Below are 19,089 nucleotides of genomic sequence, written 5' to 3' on the forward strand. Positions count from 1 at the left end.
GCGCATCTAGTACCGCGGCGGATCTTTCCGCATGAATATTACGTTTCGCCTGAACGGAGAAACACTGGCGCTGCGCGACGTGGCACCGACAACCACCCTGCTTGACTGGCTCAGAGAAGAACGCGGCCTCACCGGCACCAAGGAAGGCTGCAATGAGGGTGACTGCGGGGCCTGTTCGGTCATGGTCACCGATGCGCAAGGCGCGCAGGCGCTTAATGCCTGTATCCTGTTTTTGCCCCAGCTAGATGGCAAATCCGTGCGCACCGTCGAAGGGATCGCCGCCCCAGATGGCACCTTGCACCCTGTACAACAGGCGATGATCGCGCATCACGGCAGCCAATGCGGGTTCTGCACGCCCGGGTTCATCGTGACCATGGCCACGGCGCATCTCAACGGCGCGCGGGATCACGATACGCAACTAGCGGGCAATCTGTGCCGCTGTACGGGGTATGCGCCAATCATCCGCGCCGCCGAAGCCGCCCAAGCCGCAGCCGTGCCGGATCATATGCAGGATCGTCCCCCCGAGGGGACCATTTCGCCCCCGGATCATGAAGGTTTCCGTCCAAAGAGCGGCGACATGCTGGCCGCGTGGTATCAGGAAAATCCCCAGGCGACGCTGATCGCAGGGGCGACGGATGTCGGGTTGTGGGTTACGAAATCGTTTCGTGATCTGGGCAAGGTTGCCTTCCTGAACGGCTGCGATGATTTGCGCGGGATTGTGCAGACGGCGGAAGGGCTACGGATTGGCGCGATGACCACTTTGAGCGAGCTGGAGAGTGCCATGGCCCCCCTCTACCCGTCCTTCGCCGCGATGATCCGCCGCTATGGCTCGGTGCAGGTGCGCAATGCGGCGACCATTGGCGGCAATATCGCGAATGGTTCGCCCATCGGGGACGGCCCGCCCGCGCTCATCGCGTTGGGTGCGCGGTTGCATCTGCGCCGGGGTGATGCGCGGCGGGACATGCTGCTAGAGGATTTTTTCCTCGAATACGGCAAACAGGACCGCCAACCGGGAGAATTCGTCGAGGCCATTACCGTTCCAAATCAGGTGGATCGCTTGAAGTGTTACAAACTGTCCAAACGGTTTGATCAGGATATTTCCGCTGTCTGCGGCTGCTTGTCCATCACAGTCAGCGAGAACCGGGTCGAGGCCGCGCGCATCGCTTTTGGCGGCATGGCGGGCACGCCGAAACGCGCGAGCCAAACCGAGGCGGCATTGATCGGGTCCGAGTGGCGCGAAGCCACCATCCGCGCCGCAATGCAGATGATGCGGGCGGATTTTCAACCGCTTTCAGATATGCGTGCCAGCGCGGATTACCGCATGCAGACCGCGCAAAACATGCTGCTGCGCTATTGGCACGAGGATCAGGGGGCATCCGCGAATGTGCTTGAGGTACGCCCATGAGCGTTGCCAAACCCCTGCCTCATGACGCAGCACATCTGCACGTCACGGGTGCCGCGCGCTATGTCGATGACACCCCAGTGCCACAAAATGCGCTGCACCTCGCCTTTGGCACCTCTCCGGTTGCGGCAGGGCGTTTGAACGGGATGGATTTGGATGCCGTGCGGCATGCGCCCGGTGTGATTGCGGTGCTGACGGCTGATGACCTGCCGTTTGACAACGATGTATCGCCCTCAAACCACGATGAACCGCTGCTCGCCACGGACCGCGTGCATTATGTCGGACAGCCACTCTTTGTGGTCGCGGCGACATCGCATCTGGCGGCGCGCAAGGCGGCGCGTTTGGGCGATATCGACATCACCCCAACCGAAGCCATTCTGAGCATCGGCGCGGCTTTGGCCCAGAACAGCCGTTTCGAAGATGGACCCCGCATTTACGGGCGCGGTGACGTCAAGGCTGCGCTATCGGGCGCGCCAAACTCATTGAGCGGGCAGTTACACATCGGCGGGCAAGAACATTTCTACCTCGAAGGGCAAGCCGCCCTCGCATTGCCCCAGGAAGACGGCGATATGGTGGTGATGAGCTCCACCCAGCACCCCACCGAAATTCAGCATAAGGTCGCCGAGGCCATCGGCAAACCCATGCACGCCGTACGTGTGGAGACCCGCCGCATGGGGGGCGGATTTGGCGGCAAGGAGAGCCAGGGCAATGCGCTGGCTGTCTCCTGCGCCGTGCTGGCGCGCCACACCGGGCGGCCCTGTTGCATGCGATATGACCGGGATGATGACATGATCATCACCGGCAAGCGGCATGATTTCCGGATTGATTACAACGTTGGTTTTGACGCAAAGGGCGTGATCCGGGGTATTGACTTTACGCATTACGCGCGCTGTGGCTGGGCGCAGGACCTTTCCCTGCCCGTGGCGGATCGGGCCATGCTGCATGCCGATAACGCCTATTTTCTGCCCGCCGTGTGCATCACCAGTCACCGGCTGAAAACCAACACGCAAAGCGCGACCGCCTTTCGGGGTTTTGGCGGACCACAAGGGATGTTGGGCATCGAACGGGTGATGGATCATATCGCCGCCCATCTCGGCCTTGATCCCCTGGCTGTGCGCCGCGCCAATTATTACACAACAAACGGGGCGGTACAGAGCACGCCTTACGGTCAGGCCGTCGAGGATTTCATTCTCACCGACATGACCGATGCCTTGATCAAAAGCAGCGATTATCATGCCCGCCGCAAAGCCGTCGCGGCGTGGAACGCGGACAATCCGTTGTTGAAAAAGGGTATCGCTCTCACGGCGGTCAAGTTCGGCATTTCCTTTACGCTCACCCATCTCAATCAGGCAGGTGCCTTGGTGCATGTCTATCAGGATGGTTCCATCCACCTGAACCACGGCGGCACCGAGATGGGCCAAGGCCTGTTTCAGAAGGTGGCGCAGGTCGCAGCCGCGCGGTTTGGCGTCGATGTCGCGCAGATCAAGATCACCGCAACCGATACCGGCAAGGTGCCCAATACGTCGGCAACGGCGGCCTCTTCGGGCAGTGATCTCAATGGGATGGCGGTGCAGGCCGCCTGTAATACCATCCGGGAGCGTATGGTGGAACTGCTTGCTCAGCACCATCAGTGTGACAGCGCAGGGGTTACGTTTTCGAACGGACAGGTGACGGTCGCGGGCGAAACCTACACATTCGCCGAGGTCGCCCAGATGGCCTATCTCGCGCGCATCAGCCTGTCGGCCACCGGTTTCTACAAGACCCCGAAACTCGACTGGGACCGCATCAAGGGGCAGGGTCGCCCGTTCTTCTATTTCGCTTACGGTGCGGCGGTCACGGAGGTGGTGATCGACACGCTCACCGGGGAAAACCGAATTCTGCGCGCCGATATTCTGCATGACGCCGGTGCATCCTTGAACCCAGCCTTGGATATCGGCCAGATTGAAGGCGGTTACGTGCAGGGCGCAGGCTGGCTGACCACCGAGGAACTTATGTGGGACGATGATGGCAATCTGCGCACACATGCGCCCTCAACCTATAAAATCCCGGCTTGCCCGGATCGACCGGACATTTTCAATGTCGCGCTTTGGCAGAATGAAAACCGCGAGGACACCGTGTATCGCTCCAAGGCCGTCGGTGAACCGCCCCTTATGCTGGGCATCTCGGCCTATGCAGCACTTTGTGATGCGGTGCAGGCCTGTGGTTCGAGTTATGGCGATTTGCAGACGCCCGCCACGGCGGAGGCCGTTCTGGCCGCGGTAACCCGCGCGCGGGGAGAGGGCTGATGTCCTTTGATCGCGACGCCCTGATCGACGCGTGTCGCCGCCATGGCAAATTGGCGCGCATCGTCGTCGCCAGCGTCAAGGGCTCGGCACCCCGCGAGGTCGGCGCGTCGATGCTGGTCTGGTCGAACGGCCAATCCGGGACGATCGGCGGCGGTGCGCTGGAACATGCGCTGACGATGACCGCCCGCAACATGCTTGAGAAGGGCGCGGATCAGACCACACGCCACGCGCTGGGACCCGATATGGGGCAATGCTGCGGCGGTGCGGTCGAGATATTGACGGAAATCTATGATCTGGAACGCGCGCTGGCGCTGGCCTCGGATCTCATCGCGCGCGGTGCGGGACCCGAACCGCTGGCTGTGGCACGGCTGCGCACACAGTGGCGCAACAGCGGCCAGCGCCCAGCGGCGCAGCATCTCGAAGGCTGGATGATCGAGCCTGTCAGCCACCCGACCCAAATGGTCTGGATCTGGGGCGCGGGTCATGTGGGGCGTGCCCTTGTAGATGTGTTGCATCCGCTCCCGGATGTGCGGATCACATGGGTCGACACAGGCCCCGAGCGGTTCCCGGAGCGCATTCCAGAGCAGGTAACCCAGCTTTGCGCGACGCACCCCGCCGATGTCATGCGCTATGCGCCAACGGATGCCCAGCATCTGATCGTGACCTATTCCCATGCGCTGGATCTGGAACTGTGCCACCGGGTGCTGGATCATGGTTTCACAACTGCGGGGCTGATTGGATCGGCCACAAAATGGACGCGTTTTCGCAAGCGGCTCGCGGCTTTGGGTCACCGCCCGGATCACATTGCGCAGATCACCTGCCCCATTGGCCGTCCGGACCTGGGCAAGCACCCGCATGTGATTGCCCTCAGCGTCGCAACAGAGCTTGTTGCCAATTGTCAACGACCCTCCGTTGCCCGAAAGTCCCACGCATGACCCCCTTATTGTCCCTCGATAATCTGACCAAGGCCTACCCGGGCGTGGTGGCCAACGACAGTGTGTCGCTCAAAATCGCCCCCGGCGAAGTGCACGCTTTGCTAGGTGAAAACGGCGCGGGGAAATCAACGCTGGTCAAAATGATCTATGGTCTGGTGAAGCCCGATCACGGGGTCATGCAGATGCACGGTGCCCCCTATGCGCCCGCCGAACCCCGCGCTGCGCGTGCAGCGGGCGTCGGCATGGTGTTTCAGCATTTTTCTCTCTTTGATGCGCTGAGCGTGGCGGAAAACATCGCGCTGGGCATGGAAAACGCCCCGAAACTTGGCGCATTATCCGAGCAGATCAGGCAAGTGTCCGATACATACGGTTTGCCGCTTGGCCCGGATCGCATTGTCGGGGATCTCTCTGCCGGGGAACGCCAGCGGGTGGAAATCATCCGCTGCCTGCTGCAAGATCCCAAGCTGTTGATCATGGATGAACCCACCTCCGTCCTGACCCCCCAGGAGGTCGATATCCTGTTTGAAACGCTGCGCAAACTGAGCGCAGATGGCACCGCAATTCTCTATATTTCTCATAAGCTTGAAGAAATCCGCGCGCTCTGTGATGCGGCAACCGTTTTGCGGTTGGGCAAGGTTGTCGGCACCTGTATACCGCGCGACACCTCGGCGCGTGACATGGCCGAAATGATGGTCGGCAAGGTGCTTGGCACGCCCACGCGGGCAGGTGTGACCCTGGGGGATACAGTTCTGGAATTGAAGGGGTTGTCGCTGCCCTCTCCCTCCGCCTTTGGGATGCCATTGCGCAACATCACCTTCTCCCTGCGAGAAGGCGAGGTTCTGGGCATTGGCGGTGTTGCAGGTAACGGTCAGGACGAGCTTTTGACGGCCCTGTCGGGCGAAGTCCTGGCTCCGCGCGGCATGGTACATTTCAAAGGCATCGACATCGGCCCATCCGGACCCAATGCGCGACGCCTCAAAGGGCTGCTCACCGCCCCCGAAGAACGTCTGGGCCATGCCGCAGCCCCCGATATGTCGCTGACCGAAAACGCGATGTTGACGGGTGCCGCGCGCGAAGGGCTGGAGACGCGCGGTTTCCTGAATTGGCCTGCGGCACGCGGGTTTGCTGAAAAGATCATTGAGGTTTTTGACGTGCGCACGCCCGGACCAGACAATGCGGCGCGCTCGCTGTCGGGGGGTAATCTGCAAAAATTCGTGATCGGCCGCGAGGTCCTTCAACGCCCCGAGGTTTTGGTGGTGAATCAGCCGACATGGGGTGTGGATGCCTCTGCTGCGGCGGCAATTCGCCAGGCCTTACTGGATCTCGCCGAAGGCGGGGCGGCGGTTATTGTGATCAGCCAGGACCTTGATGAGCTGATGGAAATCTCGGACCGCTTTGCCGCCCTTAACGAGGGGTGCCTGTCCGAACCCTGCAGCACCAAAGGCCTCACGGTCGAGCAGATCGGATTAATGATGGGGGGTGCTCATGGCATGGAAGTTGCACATGTTTGACCCCGTTTACCACGCGCGCCGGGCCGGTTTAACGCCCCTTTTCTCAAGCTCCTACAAAGTCAGGCCCATCCCATGATCCGACTGGAAAAGCGCCCCGAGCCCAACCATCTTTTTGCCTATCTGACGCCGCTTCTGGCCGTGCTGGCGACGTTCTTCTTTGGCGGTCTGTTGTTCACCGTGTTGGGCAAGGACCCGGTGACATCCATACTGACCATTTTCTGGGAACCGCTGTTCGGGGAATTTGCCTTCTTTTATCGCCCACAACTTCTGATCAAGGGCGCACCGCTGGTACTCATCGCCATCGGCCTCAGCCTGGGGTTCAAGGCCGGCATCTGGAACATCGGGGCCGAAGGGCAATATATTATGGGCGCGCTGTTCGGGGCGGCGGTGGGATTGGCTTGCTACCCTGCGGAAAATATGCTGATCTTTCCTGCGATGGTGCTGGCGGGGGCCTTTGGCGGCTGGCTCTGGTCCATGATCCCCGCGCTCCTCAAGGTTAAATTCGGGACCAATGAAATTCTGGTTTCGCTCATGCTCGTCTATGTCGCCGAACAATTCCTTGCCTCCATGTCATTGGGACTGCTTAAAAATCCCGAAGGCTTCGGCTTTCCCGGCAGCCGCAACCTGCAACAATACGCTTCGGCCCATAACGGCGAAATCATCGCCGGATCGGGCATGCACTGGGGGGTTGTCGCGGCCATGATCGCCGTGATTTTTGCTTATGTGCTGCTTGCCCGCCACCGGCTGGGCTTTGCTGTGCGCGTCACCGGTGCGGCGCCGCGTGCCGCGCGCTTTGCCGGTGTCAATCCAAGCCGGCTGATCCTGTTCTGCCTTGGCACATCGGGGCTGCTGGCCGGTCTTGCGGGTCTGTTTGAGGTCGCAGGGCCCGCCGGTCAGGTCAGCATTGATTTCAACGTAGGCTATGGGTTCACGGCCATTATCGTGGCGTTTTTGGGCCGCCTGCACCCCATCGGTATCGTGCTGGCCGGTTTGTTGATGGCGCTGACCTATATCGGCGGGGACATCGCGCAAAGCCAATTGGGCCTGCCCGCCGCCGCCATCCAGGTATTTCAGGGGATGTTGCTATTCTTCCTCCTGGCACTTGATCTTTTGACCAATTACCGGCTGCGCATTGGCCGGACGGAGGCCGCGTAATGGACCTTTCAGCCATCAATCCCGTCCTGCTCATCGCCGCCTTGATGAGCGCGGCAACACCCGTCTTGCTGGCCGCAACGGGCGAATTGGTTGCCGAGCGCGCCGGTGTTTTGAACCTCGGGGTCGAAGGCATGATGATCATAGGGGCAATCTGCGGGTTTGCCATCGCTGTGGAAACCGGCTCGCCGCTGGTCGGTTTTATCGCCGCCGCCGCAGGGGGAGCCGCGCTCAGCCTGCTGTTTGCCTTCCTGACACAAATCACGCTGGCCAATCAGGTCGCCTCGGGTCTCGCACTCACGCTCTTTGGCCTCGGCCTGTCCGCGCTGCTGGGCCAGGGTTACGTTGGCATCAAGCCGCCCCGGATGCCGGATATCAATTTCGGGCCTCTGGCGGAGCTCCCGATTATCGGCCAAATCCTGTTCTCTCACGATCCGATCCTCTATTTCGGTATCCTCCTGGTGGCGGGCGTCTGGGCCGTACTGAAATTCACCCGCGTCGGTCTGATCCTGCGGGCGGTCGGCGAAAATCACGACGCCGCCCATGCGCTTGGGTATAAGGTCGTGCGCATCCGCACCTTTGCCATCATGTTCGGCGGGGCCTGCGCGGGGATGGGCGGGGCCTACATCAGCCTGATCCGCGTGCCGCAGTGGACAGAAGGCATGACCGCCGGGGTCGGCTGGATTGCTCTCGCACTGGTAGTATTTGCCAGTTGGAAGCCCTGGCGCGTCCTGCTGGGTGCCTATCTTTTTGGCGGAATAACTCAATTGCAACTGAATTTGCAGGGCGCCGGCGTTGCCATTCCGGTCGAATATCTGGCAATGTCGCCTTACGTGATCACCATCGTGGTGCTGGTCGTTCTTTCTGCGGACAAAAGCGCTGCACCCGGCTCTTTGGGCCGCATATTCCACGCCTCTCACTAGGGGCACATCAACGCCTCATACAAGGGGCGATTCAACATGGGGAAGACCTGAACATGAAATTCAAAACACTCCTGGCCAGTGCTGCAATAGCGCTTGGACTGGCCTCCGGCGCATTCGCGGACGGGCACGAAAAGACCAAAGTCGGCTTTGTCTATGTCGGCCCGGTTGGTGACGGTGGCTGGACCTTTACACATGATCAAGCCCGTCTGGCCGTTGAAGCCGAGTTCGGCGATGCTGTGGAAACCGTTTTTGTTGAAAGCGTCGCTGAGGGCCCGGATGCCGAGCGCGTTCTGACGCAGATGGCGCTGGATGGGGCCGACCTGATCTTTACAACGTCATTCGGCTATATGGATCCCACAAACAACATCGCCGCCAAATTCCCGGATGTGAAATTCGAGCACGCCACCGGCTACAAGCGCCTGCATCCAAATGTGTCCACCTACTCGGCGCGTTTCTATGAGGGGCGCGCTGTGCAGGGCCACATCGCGGGCAGCATGACCGAAAGCAACATCATCGGCTACATCGCATCCTACCCGATCCCCGAAGTAATCCGCGGTATCAACTCTGCCTATATCCATGCCAGGAAGGTGAACCCGGACGTCGAGTTCAAGATCATCTGGGCGTACACGTGGTTTGATCCGGCCAAAGAAGCAGACGCCGCCAAGGTGTTGATTGAACAGGGCGCGGATGTGATCCTGCAACATACCGATTCCACAGCCCCGCATGCGGCGGCACAGGAAGCGGGCAATGTGGTGACTTTCGGCCAGGCATCAGACATGTCAGCCTATGCGCCCTTCCCGCGCGTCAGTGCGCTCCTGGACGAATGGGGTGATTATTACATCGCGCGCACCAAGGCCGTCATGGACGGAACCTGGGAAAGCGTCGACACGTGGCATGGCATCGGAGACGGCATGGTCGGCATTGGTGAGATCACCGACGCGGTCCCTGCAAACGTCAAGGAAGAGGCGCTGGCCCTGAAGGCTGCGATTTCGGAGGGCTCATACCACCCGTTCACCGGCCCCATCAAGAAGCAAGACGGTAGCGATTGGCTTGCGGCCGGCGAAGTGGCTGATGACGGCACGCTTGCGGGCATGAACTTCTATGTCGAAGGCCTGACAGCAGAAATACCGCAATAAGCCAGGAAAAAAGGACGGATAAGCGCCACAAACCGCCATTAGATCGGTTGCAGCATCATTGTTGTCTAAAGGGCGCACCACGCACCTAGTAAGAACAGCCCCAACGCGTGGCAGACTGTTCGACAACGGTGACTGGCTCCGTTTTGCCTGGCAAGTCTTTGAGCACCATAGACTTGCCAGGCTTCACCTTGCTCACTTCGTAAAGTCTGAAGGGCGTATCGCGAAGTGCTGCAAAATATTCTCTATTGGCTGCTGCTTCATTCCAGCCCCGTGGTTTGAGATAGAGGTCAACGATGTTTTCGCCGCCGTACCACCGACCACGAAAGTCCTCGACCACCAGCAACATATGACGGCGGATTGGGACCAGATGAGGCACATGGCTTCAGGGCGGGAAGCCCGGAGGCCGCAGCAGCGCTATATCTGAATGCTTTGGTCAACCGTCCTAATTACGGGCACATTGCCAATGCAACGGTTGATAATCAAAAACGTGATATGCAACAACGCATAAGGTACTTCGGTGAGCACCTTGATGGAGTATCGGTCAAATCATAGCTAATTCTGGACGTAGAAGGGCGGTTTCAATGGGTCGCCGCAACACTTTAATCTTTAGGAAGAGATGGAGTGTTTACGATGAAGAACCGGACGCGAACGTTTTATACGGCCAAACAGAAGTCAGAGATGTGGGACCGCTGGCAGCGCGGCGAGTCCATGAGCTCGATCGGGCGACACTTCAATCGTGCCTCGTCTTCGATCTTCCCACATTTGGCGCAGTTTGGTGGGATATGACCAGCTGATCGCAGGCGGTCCCGATTTGCTTTGAGCTTCATTGAGCGGGAGGAGATTTCCCGTGGGCTCGTTGCGAAACGGCCCCTTCGGTCAATCGCTCAAAGCTTGAACAGGTCGCTATGACGACCTCAGACAGGCAGGAGGCAAGCGCTATTCCACCGTCGAACTGGTCAATGCATTGGAACAGGAAAAGGCCCTCGGAAAGGCCGGGAAACCTCTCGGGACATCGCGTCGCGATACCCTGCCGGTCAGTGAATGGCTGAGATGCTCACAAAAATCGACTTGGTCATCCTCCCCTCTCATGCATGTAAACATGCATTGCCGGGCAATGGACGAGCTTGGCTACCTGCCGTTCAGCCCGTCAGGCGGCGCACTGCTGTTCCACCTTATGAGCAAGCTCTATGAGCGCACCAGTGTCATCATCACAACCAACCTCAGCTTCAGTGAATGGGCCCAGGTCTTTGGCCCCTCTCATCGTTTTGCTGCACAAAACGACTGCCGGGCAATGGATGCAAAGATGACAACAGCGTTGCTCGACCGGCTTACCCACCGCTGCAACATCCTCGAAACAGGCAACGACAGCTACCGCTTCAAGACCAGCTCAGAGGCCGCAAAGAAAACCACAAAGGAGGCCACCACATTGACCAAAGCATAGCTACCGATACATAACTAACAGCGGGTCAAATCTCGGTGAAAATACCGGCTCAGTTCTCAATGACATTCAACAACGGGGCTTAAGACTTCAGATAGCGATTGTCGCGCTTTGGAAAGGATTAGGTCTGCCGAAACGCACATTGCAAGAGACCACAAGAAGCCAGCGCTTGAATAAAGAACTGTATGACTTGTGGTAAGGACGGGATAAAATTCCGACAGTCCAAGGCGATCTCGTCCGGTTAGAAGAAAAAAACGAGGCTTCGTCAAAGCGATGTTTCGCATTCTAACATGTGCACTAATCACATTTTACGGGCACTGAAGCATCTGATTCCAAACGGCTGATATTGAGTTAGGTAAACCTTTATTCAATCCGCACGTATTTCGCTCTGTGTTGTTAACCCAAGGGTCACGCATGCCCGCATAGGGTGATTTTGGCAGTGCTTTTGGCACGGATCGTAAAGGATGTATCATGGCAGGGGTCTTCGCGCAAAACGTGGCAAGTATTCGGGGCAAGGTCGCAAGTTTCCTGACCCGCCCCGCAGCATTTGCGCTCTTGCCCGCCGTCTCCCTTGGTATCTATTGGACCGGGGGCGATGCTGCCCTCGTGAGCGCTGCAGTTGTGACGCCGCTAATCTACTTTCTCGTCTGCGGATATCGGTCCTTCGATGTCATATTTGGGGGCACCCGCAAAGATAGTGGACTAGTTGATCGCAGTGACTTTGAGATGCTCACAAAAGCGGCCTTCGACAAAGCAAAAGAAACCGCCTTCACCAGTGCAGTTTTCAGAGTGGAAATAGATGATTTTGAGGATTTAACGGATCGCTACGGCCAAGCAGTCATTGAGGGCGTGGTAAAACGAGTAAGCGAGCGTTTGGTTGCAATCTTGCGAGAGGGCGATGCCATCACGCAATCTGGTGACAGCAAATTCTCAATCTGCCTGCAGCCGATCAGGCAGTTGGATCTGGAGCTCTGCATTCAGCTTGCTGGGCGCATGCAAGGGGCGTTGGAGGAGCCGATTTCCATCGACGGGACTGCCATTTATATCACTTCATCCGTCGGATTTTGTCAGCACAGCGGCATGCGCAACGGCTCTTCCGAGAAGTGGATTGTCGCTGCGAGCGCCGCACTGCGAGAAGCACAGAACCACGGGCCAAGTGCAATCCGAGCATACTCGGAGGAAATGCGGCAACGATCGGAGACCAAAGCAGAATTGCGCGAAGAAGTTGCTCACGCATTGGAAAGCGGTCAGATTGTGCCCTGGTTTCAACCTCAAATTTCAACCGACACCGGACGCGTGACGGGCTTTGAGGCCTTGGCAAGGTGGCATCACCCAGAGCGCGGCATGATTTCTCCTGCCGATTTTCTGCCCGCAATTGAACAAGCAGACATGTTGGAGCGTCTGGCGGAAGTGATGATGTACCGCGCTTTCAATGCGCTGAAGGAATGGGACAACGCCGGTGTGATCGTCCCGAAAGTCGGCGTTAACTTCGCCGGCCCCGAACTAAAAAACCCACGTCTAGTCGATAAGGTGAAATGGGAACTGGACCGCTTCGATCTCACGCCGGACAGGCTGACCGTCGAAGTTCTGGAAACCGTGGTAGCAGGCGCACCAGAGGACATCATAACGCGTAACATCAACGGTTTGGGCAAAATGGGTTGCAGTGTCGATCTGGATGATTTTGGGACAGGACATGCCTCCATAGCGTCGATTCGAAAGTTCTCCGTGAGCCGGATCAAAATTGATCGATCTTTTGTCATGAAAGCGGATCGCGACCCCGAGCAACAGCGTATGATCAGCGCAATACTAACGATGGCCGAAAGACTGAATGTCGAGACGCTTGCCGAAGGCGTGGAGACGGTCGGCGAGCATGCGCTTCTGGCCCAATTGGGATGCGACCACGTTCAGGGTTTCGGTATTGGGAAGCCCATGCCATTTGAGGAGACACTCAAATGGATCACTGCGCATAACTCAAAATTACAAGATGTTCCACGCATTATCGGAAACCGAACTGGGTAGCCCGGCCATTCCTTTTTTGCCTTTGCGATCAGCTCTGGCCTTTAGCATCACCAATCACATGCGGGATTGCGAACAAAAAGCCCCGATTCCGCTTGACCTTTGTCCCTGCACTCTGTTGAACCCACGCTGATATCAAACAGATCAGGTGGCTGTCCCTATGGACGATCAGAACAAGAACCTCATTCTTGCAACAGCGCTCAGTTTCATCGTGATTCTGGTATGGTTCGTTCTATTTCCTCCTCCGGAACCAGACGTGCCATTGGACGGCGCGCTGACAGAGCAGGTCACCGGTGCCACTGGCACGACAATTCCGGCAGCGCCCGACGCATCCGCGCCCGCGCCGCTCAATCCACAGACCCAAGCCAGTGATACAACACTACAAGATGCGCCGCGTGTCGCGATTGAAACAACGCGTCTGACCGGTTCGATCTCGCTTGTGGGTGGCCGCATTGATGATCTGAAACTCAAAGATTACCAGACCACGCTGGAAAGCGACGCGACCATCGTTACGATGCTGTCTCCACAGGGCACTAACGATGCCTATTACGCACTCCAAGGCTGGGCTGCCGGTGCCGGTATTGACCCAAGCGCGGTGCCTGGTCCGGAAACCGAATGGTCGCTGAGCGCAGGCGATACGCTCCGCGTCGGCAGCCCGATCACACTTACGTGGGACAATGGCGCGGGTCAGGTCTTCTCCCGTTCCATCGCGGTTGATGACAACTATATGTTTTCGTTGACGCAATCGGTGTCCAATGACGGCAATGGTGCAATCAGCGTCGCCCCCTATGGCATGATTGTGCAGCATACCCTACCCGACGATCTGGAAAACTTCTTTATCCTGCATGAAGGTGCCGTCGCCATGGCGGACGAAGAATTGGCGGAAACGGATTGGGATGAAATCGCCGAAGCGGAACTGGATCCGAAATGGGGACGTCAAGCGATCGTGAAAGAGGGCGTCAACTCGGGGTGGATCGGCTTCACCGATCACTTCTGGCAGGCGATCCTGATACCCCTTGCCGGTCAGACCTTCGACCAGGCGCTGACGTATGACGCGCGTACAGATATTTACCGCGCCGTCACGCGGATGCCCACGCAAACCATCGAGGCTGGTGCGAGCTATGAGCTTACGACCCAACTCTTCGCGGGTGCAAAGGAATGGGCGATGCTGCGCGAATACGAATCGACCGGCGTGCCGAAATTCATCGACAGTATCGACTGGGGTTGGTTTTTCTTTCTGACCAAACCGATCTTCTGGTTGCTGCATGAATTGAACAAACTGATCGGAAATATGGGTTGGGCGATCATTGGCCTCACGTTGATCATCAAGGCGATCCTCTTCCCGCTGGCCTATAAATCCTATGTCTCCATGGCGAAGATGAAAGAACTTCAGCCACAGATGGAAAAACTCAAGGAGGAAGCTGGCGACGACCGTCAAAAGATGCAGCAGGGCATGATGGAGCTCTACAAACGCGAGAAGGTGAACCCGGCCGCGGGTTGTTTGCCAATCCTGCTCCAGATTCCGATCTTTTTCTCGCTCTACAAGGTGATCTTTGTCACCATCGAATTGCGGCACGCGAATTTCTTTGGCCCATTCCAAGACCTCAGCGCACCCGACCCGACGTCTTTGATGAACTTCTTCGGATTGCTGCCTTTCGAGGGCCCGGAACCCGGTTCGATCATGGCGCTTGTCTTCATCGGCATCTTGCCGCTTCTGCTCGGCATCTCCATGTGGTTGCAACAAAAACTGAACCCGGCCCCCACCGATCCGACGCAACAAATGATCTTTGCCTGGATGCCTTGGGTCTTCATGTTCATGTTGGGCGGTTTTGCCAGCGGGTTGGTCGTATACTGGATCGCCAACAACACGATCACCTTCACGCAACAGTACCTGATTATGCGTAGCCAAGGCTACAAACCGGACGTCTTTGGCAACATTAAAGGCGGCTTCTCCAAGAAATCCAAACCGGACGCCGACGGATGAAGATCGCCCATATCCTGCGCCATCCGCTCAAAAGCCATGGTCGGGAAGCGCTTGAACAGGTGATGTTGAACGCTGGGCAATCCATGCCCTATGACCGGCTCTGGGCTGTCGCGCATGACGCCTCAAATGTCGACGGCAGCGGATGGGTGCCTTGCGCCAATTTCAGCCGCGGCTCCAAGGCCCCAAACCTGCTCGCGATATCCTCGCGCCTCGACGAGGCCACCGAAATCCTGCATCTCTCTCACCCCAATCGACCGGATCTCTCCTTTCACCCTGATACCGAAGGCCAAAAGCTGATCGATTGGGTCATGCCGCTCGTGCCGCAGGACCGCGCCCTGCCCGACCGGGTAATCCGCCTTGACGGGCGCGGTTTTACGGACAGCGACTTTCCCTCCGTCACCCTGTGCAATCTGGCCTCACACAAAGCCATGGAACAACAGGTTGGCCAGGACCTTTCGATCCATCGCTGGCGCGGAAATATCTGGTTTGACGGAGCCGATCCGTGGGTCGAATTTGATTGGATGGGCCGCGACATCCGTATCGGGGGCTGCGTGTTGCGTCCGCGCGAACGCACCGATCGCTGCCTTGCAACCACGGCTAATCCGGAGACTGGCGAACGCGATGCGGACACGCTGGGTGCCCTGAAGCACTGGGGTCATCAGGATTTCAGCGTCCGTGCCGAGGTCATCACCGGCGGTATGATCAAACGCGGCGACGTGCTGGAGGCCCTGTGACACAGCTACCCTTTCCCATCGCCGAAGAGCCTGATGCCTACACAGATGAAAAAGGCCGCCTGCTTTTTGCCGGGGAAACGGATTTTGTCAAAGGTGTCGTGGCTATGTCCGGCCTGCCGGATCCTGACCGGATGGAGGTTTGTTTCGCCGGGCGTTCGAACGTCGGTAAATCCTCTTTGATCAACGCCTTGACCGGGCGCAAGGGGCTGGCGCGGGCTTCCAACACGCCGGGCCGCACACAGGAAATCAACTTTTTCACCGCTGGAGAGGCGCATTATCTCGTGGATCTCCCCGGCTATGGCTATGCCAATGCACCGCTCGCCGTGGTAGAAAAATGGCAGCGTCTGCTGAAACAATATCTGTCGGGGCGCCAAACCCTGCGGCGTGCCTTTGTGCTGATTGATGCGCGTCATGGCGTCAAAAAGGTGGATAATGAAATCCTCAGCCTGCTTGATAGTGCCGCCGTCACCTTTCAAGTCGTGCTGACCAAGGCCGATAAAGTCAAGGAGGCCGAGCGCGCCAAAATACTCGATCAGGTGCGCAGCGCCCTGTCAAAACACCCCGCCGCCTTCCCCGAGATCATCATCACATCGAGCGAAAAGGGCTGGGGCATCCCAACCCTGCGCGCCATCATCGCCACGCTGGAATAGAGGCGGCTTGCACGCGTGCGCGTCTGCCCTCATAACCGCACCCACCAAGGCCCAAGAGATGAAGACCCAGGATATGAACCGCGATTGGATCGCCACCGCCAGCACCCTCAACAAGGCCCTGCCCTATCTGCAACGCTATGCGGATGCGACGGTCGTTATCAAACTTGGCGGGCACGCCATGGGCAGCGACGCGGCGATGGAGGAGTTTGCCCGCGATGTGGTGCTGATGCGCCAGGTCGGCGTGAACCCGGTGGTCGTTCATGGCGGCGGGCCGATGATCAACGCGATGCTGGCCAAGCTGGAGATTAAATCCGAGTTCGTGAACGGCAAGCGCGTCACCGATGGTACCACCATGGAGGTGGTCGAAATGGTGCTGAGCGGCCTTGTGAACAAGCGCATCGTGCAGGCGATCAACCGTCAGGGCGGGCGCGCCGTAGGTCTGTCGGGCAAGGACGGTGGCCTCATCACCTGCACGCAGACCGACCCCGATCTTGGCTTTGTCGGCACACCCGATGTGGTCAACCCGACGTTGCTGCGCGATCTGGCGGAAAAGGAATATATCCCCGTCATCGCGCCCTTGGGCATGGGTCGGGATGGTGAGACCTTCAACATCAACGGCGACACGGCCGCGGGGGCGATTGCGGCGGCGCTCAAGGCGGACCGGCTTTTGCTGCTGACGGATGTCGCGGGCGTCAAAAACGCCGCCGGAGAGGTCGTGACCGAGATTACCGCCACACAGATTCGCGATATGACGGCGGATGGCACAATCGCGGGTGGCATGATCCCCAAGACGGAAACCGCGCTTGATGCCATCATGGGGGGTGTGCGCGCGGCGGTGATCCTGGACGGGCGTGCGCCTAACGCCTGCCTGTTGGAGCTGTTCACCGAACACGGTGCGGGCTCGATCATCCGCGCGGGTTGACGCAGATGTGTCACACTGCCGCTTGGAGCGGGCGGCACTCTGCACTAGGTGTAGCGCATGGAAAACGAAACCGTCATTCGCCTGAGTATTTTTCTGGGTCTCTTCGCCTTGCTGGCGACACTTGAAACGCTTGCGCCGCGCCGGGTGCGCAGCCAGCCGCGTAGCAGCCGTTGGATGACGAACTGGGGCATCACCCTTGCCAACACCGTCACGCTGCGCCTGATCGCCTTTGCGCTGCCGCTGTTGGCCGTTGGGGCCGCACTGGATGCGCAGGCACAGGGCTGGGGGTTGTTCAACCTGCTCAATGGGCCGGTCTGGCTGGAATTCGCGCTTGCCGTCTTGATCCTCGATTTTGCCATCTGGTTACAGCATCTGATCACGCATAAAGTGCCGCTCCTGTGGCGGCTTCACCAAGTGCATCACGCCGATGTCGATATGGATGTGACCACAGCGATCCGGTTCCACCCCATCGAAATCGCGCTGTCGATGCTGTTGAAGGTGGGGCTGGTCTATCTGCTCGGCCCTGCGGCGCTGGCCGTGATCGTTTTCGAGATCCTGCTCAATGGCACCGCCATGTTCAACCATGCCAATATCCGCCTGCCGCTTGGGCTGGACCGCATCGTGCGGCGCGTGCTGGTGACGCCCGATATGCATAGGGTCCACCACTCCGCGCACCGCGCCGAGCATGACAGTAATTACGGCTTTGCCCTCTCCATCTGGGACCGGATGTTTGGCACCTATATCGCGCAGCCCGAGGCCGGTCATGACGCGATGCAGGTCGGTCTGGAATGGCAGGACGCGCGCCCCAGCCGGTTGGGCTGGTCCCTCACGCTCCCCTTCACGCGCAAATGACGCTGGAAAAAATCACGGCCCTTGCCGCCCCCTCGGGCCTGTTCGTCATGGGCGCGTTTCATGATGATGCGGGCACGCTTGTCTTGCTGGGCGCAGACCGGGGATGTTGGCCGATTTTCACGCAGGCGGCAGAATTTAGCGACGGGCAACCGGACCCGCTTGATCGCTGGTCCAAGCGGATCATCGGGGGCATTGCCGCCGATCTGGGAGCCCGTGATACATACCCCTCGGACGGCCCGCCCTATGCGCCTTTCATCGGTTGGGCGCTGCAAACGGGGCGGTTTTTTCAAAGCCCGACGGGTATGATGGTGCATGACACCGCCGGGCTGATGATCTCCATAAGGGGCGCATTGCATGTCCCGACTGTCCTGGCGCTCGAGGGGCGGGCAGCGTCGAACCCTTGTGAGAGCTGCGCCGACAAGCCTTGCGTTGCGGCCTGTCCCGTCGGAGCCTTGGCCGAAGATCATGCTTATGACGTTCCGGCCTGCAAAGCCTATCTAGACACGGAACCGGGGCGGGATTGCATGTCCAACGGGTGCAAGGTGCGGCGCGCCTGCCCTGTATCGGTCAAATTCGAACGCTCTGCTGAGCAATCCGCCTTTCACATGATCTCATTCAAAGGATGACCCCATGCGCCACCTGATCCTGATGCGCCACGCAAAATCTGACTGGAGTGCAGGTCTCGAAGATCACGAACGCCCGCTCAATAATCGGGGTGAAGCCGCCGCCTATGCCTTGGGTGAATGGCTGCGGGAGCGGGACTATCAGCCCGATCAAGTATTGTGTTCTTCGGCCAAGCGCACGGGCAAGACTTTATTGGGGCTGGGTTTTTCTCAGGCGACCCCCGTGGCCTTCACAAAACGTCTCTATCTCGCGGACTCCGAGGAGATGCTGTCAGTGCTGCGCTTTTCGGAGGCGGCGTGCATTTTGATGCTCGGGCATAACCCTGGCATCGGCGAGATGGCCGCCCGTCTGGTAGATGATCCGCCCAATCATCCGCAGTTCTACAACTATCCGACGGGTGCGACCTTCGTGATAGATTTCGATGTCGACAGCTGGAACGATATTGGCTGGCACACAGGCCAGCCAATTGATTTCACCGTGCCACGCGATTTTACGGGCAAGGTGGCCTGAAAGCCCACCCTACGG

The 19,089-nt window shown here is 58.7% G+C and carries 17 protein-coding genes and 1 pseudogene; 17 read left to right on the forward strand and 1 reads right to left on the reverse strand.

All coding sequences use genetic code 11. From position 1 onward, the window contains the following. Positions 1-31: 31 nt before the first annotated feature. The 7 genes from xdhA (at position 32) to ROLI_RS16510 (ending at position 9,344) form a co-directional block, all read left to right on the forward strand. Positions 32-1,405 (forward strand): xanthine dehydrogenase small subunit, encoded by a 1,374-nt coding sequence (gene xdhA, locus ROLI_RS16480; protein WP_187431805.1) that lies wholly within the window; start codon positions 32-34, stop codon positions 1,403-1,405. Next, a complete protein-coding gene (gene xdhB / locus ROLI_RS16485; RefSeq protein WP_187431806.1) occupies positions 1,402-3,687 on the forward strand; it encodes a xanthine dehydrogenase molybdopterin binding subunit in 2,286 nt (761 codons plus the stop codon). The genes xdhA and xdhB overlap by 4 nt, the downstream gene beginning before the upstream one ends. After that, positions 3,687-4,622 carry a xanthine dehydrogenase accessory protein XdhC gene (gene xdhC, locus ROLI_RS16490; protein ID WP_187431807.1) on the forward strand — a complete coding sequence of 312 codons (936 nt, stop codon included), beginning with the start codon at positions 3,687-3,689 and terminating at the stop codon, positions 4,620-4,622. Before xdhB ends, xdhC begins: the two co-directional genes overlap by 1 nt. Continuing rightward, positions 4,619-6,133: an ABC transporter ATP-binding protein gene (locus tag ROLI_RS16495; protein ID WP_187431808.1), complete on the forward strand. Its 1,515-nt coding sequence runs from the start codon at positions 4,619-4,621 to the stop codon at positions 6,131-6,133. Before xdhC ends, ROLI_RS16495 begins: the two co-directional genes overlap by 4 nt. 72 nt (positions 6,134-6,205) lie before the next feature. Continuing rightward, positions 6,206-7,288 (forward strand): ABC transporter permease, encoded by a 1,083-nt coding sequence (locus tag ROLI_RS16500; RefSeq protein WP_187431809.1) that lies wholly within the window; start codon positions 6,206-6,208, stop codon positions 7,286-7,288. Next, positions 7,288-8,208 carry an ABC transporter permease gene (locus ROLI_RS16505; RefSeq protein ID WP_187431810.1) on the forward strand — a complete coding sequence of 307 codons (921 nt, stop codon included), beginning with the start codon at positions 7,288-7,290 and terminating at the stop codon, positions 8,206-8,208. Before ROLI_RS16500 ends, ROLI_RS16505 begins: the two co-directional genes overlap by 1 nt. A gap of 53 nt (positions 8,209-8,261) precedes the next feature. Next, positions 8,262-9,344, forward strand: a complete 1,083-nt coding sequence (locus ROLI_RS16510) for a BMP family ABC transporter substrate-binding protein (protein ID WP_187431811.1) — start codon at positions 8,262-8,264, stop codon at positions 9,342-9,344. 85 nt (positions 9,345-9,429) lie between these two features. Here ROLI_RS16510 and ROLI_RS16515 read toward each other — a convergent pair whose 3' ends face one another. Further along, positions 9,430-9,690 carry a hypothetical protein gene (locus ROLI_RS16515; protein WP_187431812.1) on the reverse strand — a complete coding sequence of 87 codons (261 nt, stop codon included), beginning with the start codon at positions 9,688-9,690 and terminating at the stop codon, positions 9,430-9,432. A gap of 470 nt (positions 9,691-10,160) precedes the next feature. On the opposite strand from ROLI_RS16515, the gene ROLI_RS16520 reads away from it, so the two are divergent. The 10 genes and pseudogenes from ROLI_RS16520 (at position 10,161) to ROLI_RS16565 (ending at position 19,074) form a co-directional block, all read left to right on the forward strand. Next, positions 10,161-10,253 carry a helix-turn-helix domain-containing protein gene (locus ROLI_RS16520; protein WP_262386654.1) on the forward strand — a complete coding sequence of 31 codons (93 nt, stop codon included), beginning with the start codon at positions 10,161-10,163 and terminating at the stop codon, positions 10,251-10,253. Between the two features lie 19 nt (positions 10,254-10,272). Beyond that, a pseudogene (locus tag ROLI_RS16525) lies at positions 10,273-10,785 on the forward strand (ATP-binding protein); the annotation flags it as partial. 468 nt (positions 10,786-11,253) lie between these two features. Then, positions 11,254-12,801, forward strand: coding sequence for a bifunctional diguanylate cyclase/phosphodiesterase (locus tag ROLI_RS16530; RefSeq protein WP_187431585.1), 1,548 nt, complete (start codon positions 11,254-11,256; stop codon positions 12,799-12,801). A gap of 157 nt (positions 12,802-12,958) precedes the next feature. After that, a complete protein-coding gene (gene yidC, locus ROLI_RS16535) occupies positions 12,959-14,782 on the forward strand; it encodes a membrane protein insertase YidC (RefSeq protein ID WP_187431584.1) in 1,824 nt (607 codons plus the stop codon). Next, positions 14,779-15,516 (forward strand): MOSC domain-containing protein, encoded by a 738-nt coding sequence (locus tag ROLI_RS16540; protein ID WP_187431583.1) that lies wholly within the window; start codon positions 14,779-14,781, stop codon positions 15,514-15,516. Before yidC ends, ROLI_RS16540 begins: the two co-directional genes overlap by 4 nt. Continuing rightward, the gene (gene yihA, locus ROLI_RS16545) at positions 15,513-16,166 is read left to right on the forward strand and encodes a ribosome biogenesis GTP-binding protein YihA/YsxC (protein WP_187431582.1); all 654 of its coding nucleotides are present in this window, start codon (positions 15,513-15,515) and stop codon (positions 16,164-16,166) included. Before ROLI_RS16540 ends, yihA begins: the two co-directional genes overlap by 4 nt. Before the next feature lie 58 nt (positions 16,167-16,224). Next, complete coding sequence (gene argB, locus ROLI_RS16550; protein ID WP_187431581.1) at positions 16,225-17,088, forward strand: acetylglutamate kinase; 864 nt, start codon at positions 16,225-16,227, stop codon at positions 17,086-17,088. 57 nt (positions 17,089-17,145) lie between these two features. Next, positions 17,146-17,940, forward strand: coding sequence for a sterol desaturase family protein (locus tag ROLI_RS16555; RefSeq protein WP_187431580.1), 795 nt, complete (start codon positions 17,146-17,148; stop codon positions 17,938-17,940). Continuing rightward, a complete protein-coding gene (locus tag ROLI_RS16560; RefSeq protein ID WP_187431579.1) occupies positions 17,937-18,566 on the forward strand; it encodes a ferredoxin in 630 nt (209 codons plus the stop codon). The genes ROLI_RS16555 and ROLI_RS16560 overlap by 4 nt, the downstream gene beginning before the upstream one ends. A 4-nt stretch (positions 18,567-18,570) precedes the next feature. Next, entirely contained in the window at positions 18,571-19,074 is a 504-nt protein-coding gene (locus ROLI_RS16565; RefSeq protein WP_187431578.1) for a histidine phosphatase family protein, read from the forward strand. The last annotated feature ends 15 nt before the right edge of the window (positions 19,075-19,089 follow it).

This window comes from Roseobacter fucihabitans, assembly GCF_014337925.2.
Classification (GTDB): Bacteria; Pseudomonadota; Alphaproteobacteria; order Rhodobacterales; family Rhodobacteraceae; genus Roseobacter; species Roseobacter fucihabitans.